The 7,446-nt window shown below is 49.7% G+C and carries 10 protein-coding genes and 1 pseudogene; 5 read left to right on the plus strand and 6 right to left on the minus strand.

The window, feature by feature from the left end:
• Window positions 1-98 precede the first annotated feature (98 nt).
• The 4 genes from Q0140_RS02070 (at window position 99) to Q0140_RS02085 (ending at window position 2,945) form a co-directional block, all read left to right on the plus strand.
• Window positions 99-248: a hypothetical protein gene (locus tag Q0140_RS02070; RefSeq protein WP_297961223.1), complete on the plus strand. Its 150-nt coding sequence runs from the start codon at window positions 99-101 to the stop codon at window positions 246-248.
• 867 nt (window positions 249-1,115) lie between these two features.
• Complete coding sequence (locus Q0140_RS02075) at window positions 1,116-1,283, plus strand: hypothetical protein (RefSeq protein WP_297961226.1); 168 nt, start codon at window positions 1,116-1,118, stop codon at window positions 1,281-1,283.
• A gap of 9 nt (window positions 1,284-1,292) precedes the next feature.
• Window positions 1,293-2,048 (plus strand): disulfide bond formation protein B, encoded by a 756-nt coding sequence (locus Q0140_RS02080; RefSeq protein WP_297961229.1) that lies wholly within the window; start codon window positions 1,293-1,295, stop codon window positions 2,046-2,048.
• Between the two features lie 9 nt (window positions 2,049-2,057).
• Complete coding sequence (locus Q0140_RS02085; protein ID WP_297961232.1) at window positions 2,058-2,945, plus strand: hypothetical protein; 888 nt, start codon at window positions 2,058-2,060, stop codon at window positions 2,943-2,945.
• A gap of 139 nt (window positions 2,946-3,084) precedes the next feature.
• Here the strand turns inward: Q0140_RS02085 and Q0140_RS02090 are convergent, their stop codons facing one another.
• Window positions 3,085-3,222, minus strand: coding sequence for a hypothetical protein (locus Q0140_RS02090; protein WP_297961234.1), 138 nt, complete (start codon window positions 3,220-3,222; stop codon window positions 3,085-3,087).
• A 58-nt stretch (window positions 3,223-3,280) separates the two neighbouring features.
• On the opposite strand from Q0140_RS02090, the gene Q0140_RS02095 reads away from it, so the two are divergent.
• Window positions 3,281-3,448, plus strand: coding sequence for a hypothetical protein (locus Q0140_RS02095; protein ID WP_297961237.1), 168 nt, complete (start codon window positions 3,281-3,283; stop codon window positions 3,446-3,448).
• A gap of 21 nt (window positions 3,449-3,469) precedes the next feature.
• Here the strand turns inward: Q0140_RS02095 and Q0140_RS02100 are convergent, their stop codons facing one another.
• From Q0140_RS02100 to Q0140_RS02120, 5 genes and pseudogenes are all read right to left on the minus strand, one after another.
• Complete coding sequence (locus tag Q0140_RS02100; RefSeq protein WP_297961240.1) at window positions 3,470-4,366, minus strand: NTF2 fold immunity protein; 897 nt, start codon at window positions 4,364-4,366, stop codon at window positions 3,470-3,472.
• A 233-nt stretch (window positions 4,367-4,599) separates the two neighbouring features.
• Window positions 4,600-5,100 carry a phosphoribosyl-ATP diphosphatase gene (locus Q0140_RS02105; protein WP_297961250.1) on the minus strand — a complete coding sequence of 167 codons (501 nt, stop codon included), beginning with the start codon at window positions 5,098-5,100 and terminating at the stop codon, window positions 4,600-4,602.
• 171 nt (window positions 5,101-5,271) lie between these two features.
• Window positions 5,272-5,610, minus strand: a pseudogene (gene hisI, locus Q0140_RS02110) (phosphoribosyl-AMP cyclohydrolase); the annotation flags it as partial.
• Window positions 5,611-5,902: 292 nt separating this feature from the next.
• Complete coding sequence (locus Q0140_RS02115; RefSeq protein WP_297961244.1) at window positions 5,903-6,982, minus strand: SPFH domain-containing protein; 1,080 nt, start codon at window positions 6,980-6,982, stop codon at window positions 5,903-5,905.
• Between the two features lie 8 nt (window positions 6,983-6,990).
• Window positions 6,991-7,446: aminotransferase class IV (locus Q0140_RS02120; RefSeq protein ID WP_297961247.1), on the minus strand; the 456-nt coding region annotated here is incomplete at its 5' end.

The following is a 7,446-nucleotide window of genomic DNA, read 5'->3' on the forward strand; positions in this document are numbered from 1 at the left end:
ATAGCCTTTTTTAAAATTTTGCGGTAGCACGATAGTCCAAATTCCTTGCCTAATCATGCAAATGTAAGTGTAATCTGCATAAATTTAAAGGAGCAAGCATGAACGAAGTAGATAAAATTTTAAAAGACGCCGCGAAGATCACCGGCGAGCTGCATCTCGCCTATGGATACGTTCAGACGCCCATACAAGCGTCTAGCCTCTACCGCCAAAGCGGGCCCCAGACTTTACGTAAAGATCTACGAACCTAGCGCGTGCTTGTGTCTACGCGACGGCAAAATGGTGGAATTTAGGGCAAGCGGTATCACTACGACATGCAAAAATTCCTACAATACTGCGCTAAGCCCGCTTGATTTTCAAAAGCGCATTAGGTTGCAGGAAGCCAATATGTCTTACAAAACGGCGATACGACGGCGTCGCAGGCGGTCTTTGACGTCTGGTACGAAAGCTCGTCTTAGTTCAGCAGGGAGTACGCGAGGATGTCTGGCATGCCGCCTAAAGCCCACGCACAAACGCTTCACGACTAAGAACGAGCAAAAAAATTAAAGCGATCGGCTTGGGTGAGCTTTATAAAATTTTAAAATTTTATGGCGGGGCATAAACCGGAATAACCGCACAGCAGAGCGGCATCTGCGACCGACATAAACCGATCGCAAGGTATTGCTCGCTATCAACGAGGCGGCGTCCGCTACCGAAACGAGCGCTCAGTAGGGGGAAAACGCGGCGCAAGAATATAGCCTAAACGCAAGAAGATAGACATAATACAAGGACCGCTCTGTCGCAGAAAAACGGATGCGCCTCAGCGATGATCGCGCCCCCCCACTTGCCTGCCGTCGCGCTAAAAGTCATTGCCCATCTTGTTGCTAAATTTTATAATTTCAATCGTGTGGCGTTTTATCACGCGACCCGCATAGGCAAAATCAAGTCAATCGAAACTTTTTAAATAAATTTAAATCAAGCTGAAATAGAAAAAATTTTCTTAAAAGTAGCTATATTAATATCATAAAATTTCATAAAAAATTTATTTACACTGATAAAAACACAATTTTTAATATATGTCTAATAAGCAAAATAGTAATATTTTTACGATATTAAATTTCAGTAAGAAAGGAGAAAATATGGAATTTTTGATGGTTCTGATGTTTTTCGTCGCGGGCCTTTTGTTGTGGTTTAGACCTGAGAAAAAGCGCGCAGTTATGGGCTTTGGTATCGCGGGTATCACTATACTCGTCATCATGATGGCGTGGGTGAATAAATTTGCCGTCGTGCCTATGGGAAATTTTTAGGAGCAAGTAATGGAAAGTATGCAAGATAAAATGTCTCAAAGCCTCATTCGCGGCGCTGAAATTTCTGCGAGCTGGGGCGAAGATGAAAAGCGGTTTTTCAATCTTTTCGCCCTCGCGGCACTCGCTCTCATCGCTTTGCCCGTAGGTATCGCATGCCTTATTTTGGGCTTTGGTATGGGCGATAGTCCCTGCATCATGTGCTGGCACGAGAGATTTTGCATGGTAGCGATCTCGTTTATGGCGCTAGTTATCGTTAGATACGGCTTTAAGGTCAAATACCTCGCTGCAATCCTCTTTTTAGCATGCCTCGGGCTATACGACGGCTTTTTGCACTACAGCCTCGACGGTACCGGCGGCGGCTACCTCGACATAAAGCAGGGCTTCGGGCTCGAAATTTTAGGCGCACACACGCAGTTTTGGGTAGTAGTGGTGCATTTTTGCGTCATTATATTTTTGGGCGTGATTTTGCTGCTAGGCAAAAACGTAGGTAAAATAATGCAAAAAAGCGAAGAGGGCGCATACGGCGCGGTTTTACCCAAATTTGCGCTAGGCAAAGTTGCAGTTGCGGCCTTTGCGATCATTATGGCTTTTAACTGCGTGCAGGCCTTTATCACCGCAGGCCCGCCGCCCTATCTAGCCTCCGCGACGCCTTCGCGCATGAGCATCGATCCGTCAAAGTGGTTTTGGGAGCTTGATCACTGGGAGGAAACCGAAATTGACTTCCGCGAAAGCTGGAATCCAAAACTACCGAATTTACCGAAGTGAGGTCGCGATATGAGAAAAATTTTAACCTTAACCCTTTTGTGCGCTGCACTGGCGCTGGGCGGCGAGTTTAATCTAAATCCTGCGGACGGCGCAGTGACAAATTTAACACCATTACGTAAAAGCGGTGAGATAACATTAAATTTAAACAACAATAATCCCATCACAGGGCTTGACTACAACGCGGCAAGCGGAAGCTTCTTGCTCGGTACGCTAAAATTCGAGCTCTACGAAATGGACGGCGAGCTAAAAACCGTAAAAAGCTATCTACGAAGCACGCCCGATTGGATAATGCAGATGGAAGAAACCGTCGCAGCGAGCTTTTTTAAAGACTCGGTAGGGCTCATGAGCTATAATAAAACCTATGAGTTTTTCAAGCCCGCACCGAACCAAAGTAAAGAGGAAGCAAACAAGGCGTGGCGCTATCTGCACGACGGATACGAAAATTTCACGCTCGACTTCAAGGACCGCTACTCCACCGTGCGCGCTAAGCAGCAGTTCATCCTCTCGTGGGATCACTCGGATTTCTACGGCGAGTTTTTTGTCGCTAGCGTGCCAGATAACATAAAGCAAAGCTGGAGCGTGGCGAGCTTTAGCGACGCCGACAATCTACTCTCGAGCGAGTTCGTGCCGAGCTTCGATGAAGCTCTCGGCGTAAAAGACGGCAGGGACATAAACGACTACTATATCACGGGTATGGATGCGCAAGGCGAGTTTGTTTATCTACTCTCGAAGCAATACTCAAGCATCCTAAAGCTTGATCCGCGCAGCAGAAAGATCGTGGAGATTTATAGCTTTGAAGGCGCGAGCGACGCGCATGCGCTAGCTGTCAAGGATGGAAAATTTTACGTCGCGTCTAGAGAAAACGGAGCGAATAAAATTTTCGTTTTTGAGAGGTGAAATTTAAGCCGTCTTTGGCGGCTTAAATTTAATTGATTTAAACGCAAATTCCACATCTAAAATTATAAAATTTTGATTAAACATTGACTTCTAAAAAAATACATTAGTGCCGCTAAATTCCAGCGTCATTATATATGGATTATAAGTGCTGTGAAATTTTAAAGCTGCGAACGCCCAATATCGGCACCGCGATACCCTCTTCTGCGACCGCGTCCCCGTGCTCGGTCTGCGTAAAATAAGCAAGAACGTCGTCGCCTACAAGTCCATGCTCATCCAAATAGTGCGCGAGCAGCGCGAGGACCCTTTATCACGAAGCCGCCCAGCTCGGAGAAAATTTGCCTTTTCATTCGCACCTTTCTTTAATCGCCGTGCGCGTCGTACGCAGAAATTTTACCGCTCATTTGCCCTCTTTGTTTTTGTTTTGTAGCGCCGATGAAATTTTATCACTGCGCTTGCAGCAGGCTAAATTTTATCTCTGCGATCGCGCCGAGAATGAAATTTGAGCTCCATTTCGCGCTCAAATTTTACAGCCCGCGGCTTTTCCAGCCGCCACTCATACCTTGGCACTTATCTACGAGCCAGCGCCCATTCTTGCGCACGAGCAGGAAGCGGCGCGCAAAGCCGTGTTCGTCCTTGGCGTAGATGTAAATTTTATTTTTGCTCTTGCATTCGGCGTCCGTTAGCTCATATCCGCCGTAGGTGCCGCCCTCCATCATTGAAAACGAAATACCCTCGGGGCGGAAGCCGCTGCGCCTAACGGGCGTGCAGTAGCGCGCAAATAGCTCGTCGCATCTACGCTGCACCTCACCGTCATCCGCGTCGTCAATTCGCGAAGTGGCAAATTTCTCCCATTCGCTCATCGCCGCGAAAAACGCGAGTAGCGCGCCGCGCGCCGCCGCCAGGTCATCTGGATCAAGCTTCTTTTTGCTCTTTGCGGCGTCTCTTTGCACCTGCTCAAACTCCGCAATTTGTTCCTTACTAAACCGCCCGCCGCTAAGATAAAACTGAATTTTCGTATCCGCCGCGGCTAGCAGCCCCGCAAAGCTTACGCGCGAATTGACCAGGCGCAGCGATTTTAGCTTCGGGATTTGCACGATCGCTTTTAGCCCCTCATCCGTGATGCTAACGTTTTCGATACCGATGTGTTCGAGCTTGGCGTGCCCCGCAAAGTATCTAAAGCCCTCGCCGCTTATCTTATCGCTATCTTGCAAAAACAGATACGCAAGCTTCGGCAGCGTGGCTAGATGCTGTAGTGCCGCGTCCGTGATGGCCGTGGCTATAAAGCCCATATTTACGAGGCTTTTTACCTCGCAGATGCGGCGCACCATCTCATCGGTGAGTGCTACGTTTTCGTAGTGATGGCCTTTGCAGTAGCGCTCGCTAACCGCGTCCAAAGCCTCCTGCATCGTGATCTGCCTCATCATCTATCCTTTAAATTTGATTTTAAAATTTTAGTGAAATTTTATGATTTACGCAAGGAGTTTAAATTTACGGTGCAGATTTTAGCTCGCACCACAATTAAATTTTGCGGCAATAGTGCGGTTGAAGCATGCTTTCGTCGATGAAATTCGGTGTAGAATTTCAGCGCCGCTTTTTAAATTTAGCTCGCCGCGTAAGGTGGGCGAGCGGCGCCTTTGCGATTAAATTTTACGCGTCATTTTTCGCGGCGACGCTTTTCTTCGATGCCGCTTTGTCCTTGCCTGCGCGCTAGCTCGTCAAGCAGGGCGTCCGGATGGATATTGTGCGCCGCAAGTGCGAGCAGAAGGTGAAATAAAAGATCCGCTCCCTCGTAAATCACGTCGTATCGCGGCTCGCCCGCTCTGTGTTCGCCGAAGCCCTCGCGCGCGACGTCTACGTAAAGCTCGCTACGCGAGAGGTCCTTGCACGCCAGTGCGAACTCGCACGCCTCCTCGGCGATCTTTTTGAGATAGGCGTTTTCGCCCTTCGCGTAGAGCGAGGCGACGTAGGAGAGCGCAGGCTCACCGTTTAGCTTGCGATCCAAGCAGACGTGATAAATTTCGTCCAAAATGCCGTACGGGCTTTTTTCTGCGGAGTTTTCGAGCGTAGAATTTTGCGAGACGGCGTCTAAATTTTGCTCGCTGCGCTCTGCGGCGGAATTTGTGAACGCAGAATTCGTCGCAGCGGGGCTTTGCATTACAGAATTTTGCTTACCGCAGGAATCGGTAGAATTTTTGGGCGTTAAATTCTGCAAGCCGTCGCAGGAAGCGGAATTCTGCTCTGTGCGAGAATTCGCGGAATTTTTCTGCACGAGAGAGGTTACAGAGCCGTGCTCTGCAAAATTTATCGCGCCGCAAGCGCTCGGGCTCTCCACATTTTCGCCGCATTTTTGCAGCGAAATCTCTTTGAAAAAACAGCTTCGCGAGCCCGTGTGGCAGGCGGATCCGCCGCATTGCTCGACTTTAAGTAGTAACGTATCGTTGTCGCAGTCCAAAAACACCTCTCGCACGAGCTGAACGTGCCCGCTCTCTTCGCCCTTTTTCCAGATGCGCCCCTTGCTGCGCGAGAAGTAGTGCGCGTAGCCGGTACGCAGCGTTAAATTTAATGCCTCTTCGTTCATATACGCGAGCATCAAAACCGCGCCGTCACCAGCATCCTGCACGATCGCGGGGAGCAGCCCGCCCAGTTTTTGCCAATCTACCTTCATCTTTGATCCTTAGTTTGCGAAGTCGCGCGCCTTAAATTTAGCCGCCGCACGCGGAATTTGAGTTATGAATTTACGAAGCGGCGCGCCTCGTAAATTTAAAGAGTAAACCTGGCGGCTAAATTTTAAGCGACCGCTAGGTTTAAGCTGCTGCGAGCGCGAGTTTTGCTCATCGCGAGCTTTCGCACTCGCCGCTAAATTTTAACCCATAAAATTGCGAGTTAAGCTTATGCGCCAGGAGCAACCTGCTATTAAATTTAGTTCGCGAAGTTGGGGCGCATAGCCGCCTGAAATTTTAATTTTCCCGCTCGATGGCACTTTGCTTCGCCTTATCTTTCGTATCGACCCAAATATTAGGCACCGCGCCGCCCGGCGTTAGGAAAATTTTTGCGTCGCTGTTTTCGCGCAACGCCTCGTTAAATTTAGCCTGCGTCTCGATCTGCTTGAGGCTTAAAAGATTTGCATCCAAGCTCTTTGCGATCTCTTTGTTGGCGTAGGCTTGCGCGTCGGCTTCGATCTTGGCGGCATCGGCACGACCTTGAGCCTCGATTTTGACGGCGTCTGCGTTACCTTTGGCAAGAGCAGCCTTTTTAAGCGCCTCTTGATTTGCGCGCTCGACCTCGTATTTGGTGCGCTCAGCCTCCTGTTTGGCGATCTGCACGCTCTCGATCTGCTCCTTTACCTTCGCCGGCAGGATGATCTCGCGAAGCTGCACGGCTAGCAGATCTACGGGCGAATTCGGCAGTGCTTCGATATTTTTGCGGATGCCGTCGTCGATCGATTTGGCGATCTCGTCGCGTTTGGTAGGCAGCTCCTCGGCGGCATAGTTGCCGATGACGCTACGCACGACGTCCTTTACGCGCGGATCGATGATCTTATCCTCCCACAAAAAGCCCCACTCGGCGATCGTGTTGGGCGCCGTGGCTTCATTGAGCCTGTATTGCACGGTGATGTCGATGCTGACGGGCAAATTTCGCGAATCTAGCACCGAAAGCGAGTTTTTACTAATGATACCGCCCGCGGTGCCGCTTTTAGTAGCGATACCCGCGCTCATATCTTCGCTGCTGGTGTAGTTGATGATACGCGTGCGAGTATCTACGACGAATACGTCCTGTATGAACGGCACGAAAAAGTGAAGTCCCGCGCCAAGAGGCGTCGGATCGTATTTACCTAAATTTGATTTGATCCCCACTTCGCCCGATTGGATCGTGACGAAGGGCTTTGCGATCACGAGCAGCGCGATTAGCGCGATTATCGCGTAAAGCACGCCGCTAAACTTGCCCATCCCTCCGAAATTAGGAATTTTAAAATTTAAATTCCCGCCTTTTTTGTCGCTGTTTTTCTTATTAAAATAATCATTCAAATCCGCTGGCATGCGCGTCCTTATTTAACGTATGTGAGCCAGTGCTCAAATTTAGGGTCTTTGCCCGTGACGACGGCGAAATACGCCTTTTGCAAGCGGCTCGTAATCTCGCCCATCTCGCCCTTGCCGATGATCCTGCCGTCGATGTTGCTAATCGGCGTGACCTCCGCGGCGGTGCCGGTAAAAAACGCCTCGTCCGCCGCATAGAGCTGATCGCGAGCGATGCGCTCTCTGCGGACTTCGTAGCCCAAGCTGTGCGCGATTTCTATGACCGAATTTTGAGTGATGCTCTCTAGGCTAGTGTCGTTCGGCGGAGTGATGATGACGCCCTCTTTTACGATAAATAGGCACTCACCGGGACCCTCCGCGACGAAGCCCTGCGGATCGAGCAGTATCGCCTCATCGTATCCCGCATCGACCGCCTCAAAATTTGCCATCTGCGAGTTAAAATAATTCGCGCTCGCTTTGGCTTTTGC

The sequence above is a fragment of the uncultured Campylobacter sp. genome, assembly GCF_938045405.1.
In the GTDB taxonomy this organism is placed as follows: Bacteria; Campylobacterota; Campylobacteria; order Campylobacterales; family Campylobacteraceae; genus Campylobacter_B.

What these genes read in the sequence shown, in the direction of transcription:
- Q0140_RS02070 (WP_297961223.1), top strand. Translation starts at nt 99, where the DNA reads ATGAACGAAGTAGATAAAATTTTAAAAGACGCCGCGAAGATCACCGGC.
- Q0140_RS02075 (WP_297961226.1), top strand. Translation starts at nt 1,116, where the DNA reads ATGGAATTTTTGATGGTTCTGATGTTTTTCGTCGCGGGCCTTTTGTTG.
- Q0140_RS02080 (WP_297961229.1), top strand. Translation starts at nt 1,293, where the DNA reads ATGGAAAGTATGCAAGATAAAATGTCTCAAAGCCTCATTCGCGGCGCT.
- Q0140_RS02085 (WP_297961232.1), top strand. Translation starts at nt 2,058, where the DNA reads ATGAGAAAAATTTTAACCTTAACCCTTTTGTGCGCTGCACTGGCGCTG.
- Q0140_RS02100 (WP_297961240.1), bottom strand. Translation starts at nt 4,366, where the DNA reads ATGAGGCAGATCACGATGCAGGAGGCTTTGGACGCGGTTAGCGAGCGC.
- Q0140_RS02105 (WP_297961250.1), bottom strand. Translation starts at nt 5,100, where the DNA reads ATGCAAAGCCCCGCTGCGACGAATTCTGCGTTCACAAATTCCGCCGCA.
- Q0140_RS02115 (WP_297961244.1), bottom strand. Translation starts at nt 6,982, where the DNA reads ATGCCAGCGGATTTGAATGATTATTTTAATAAGAAAAACAGCGACAAA.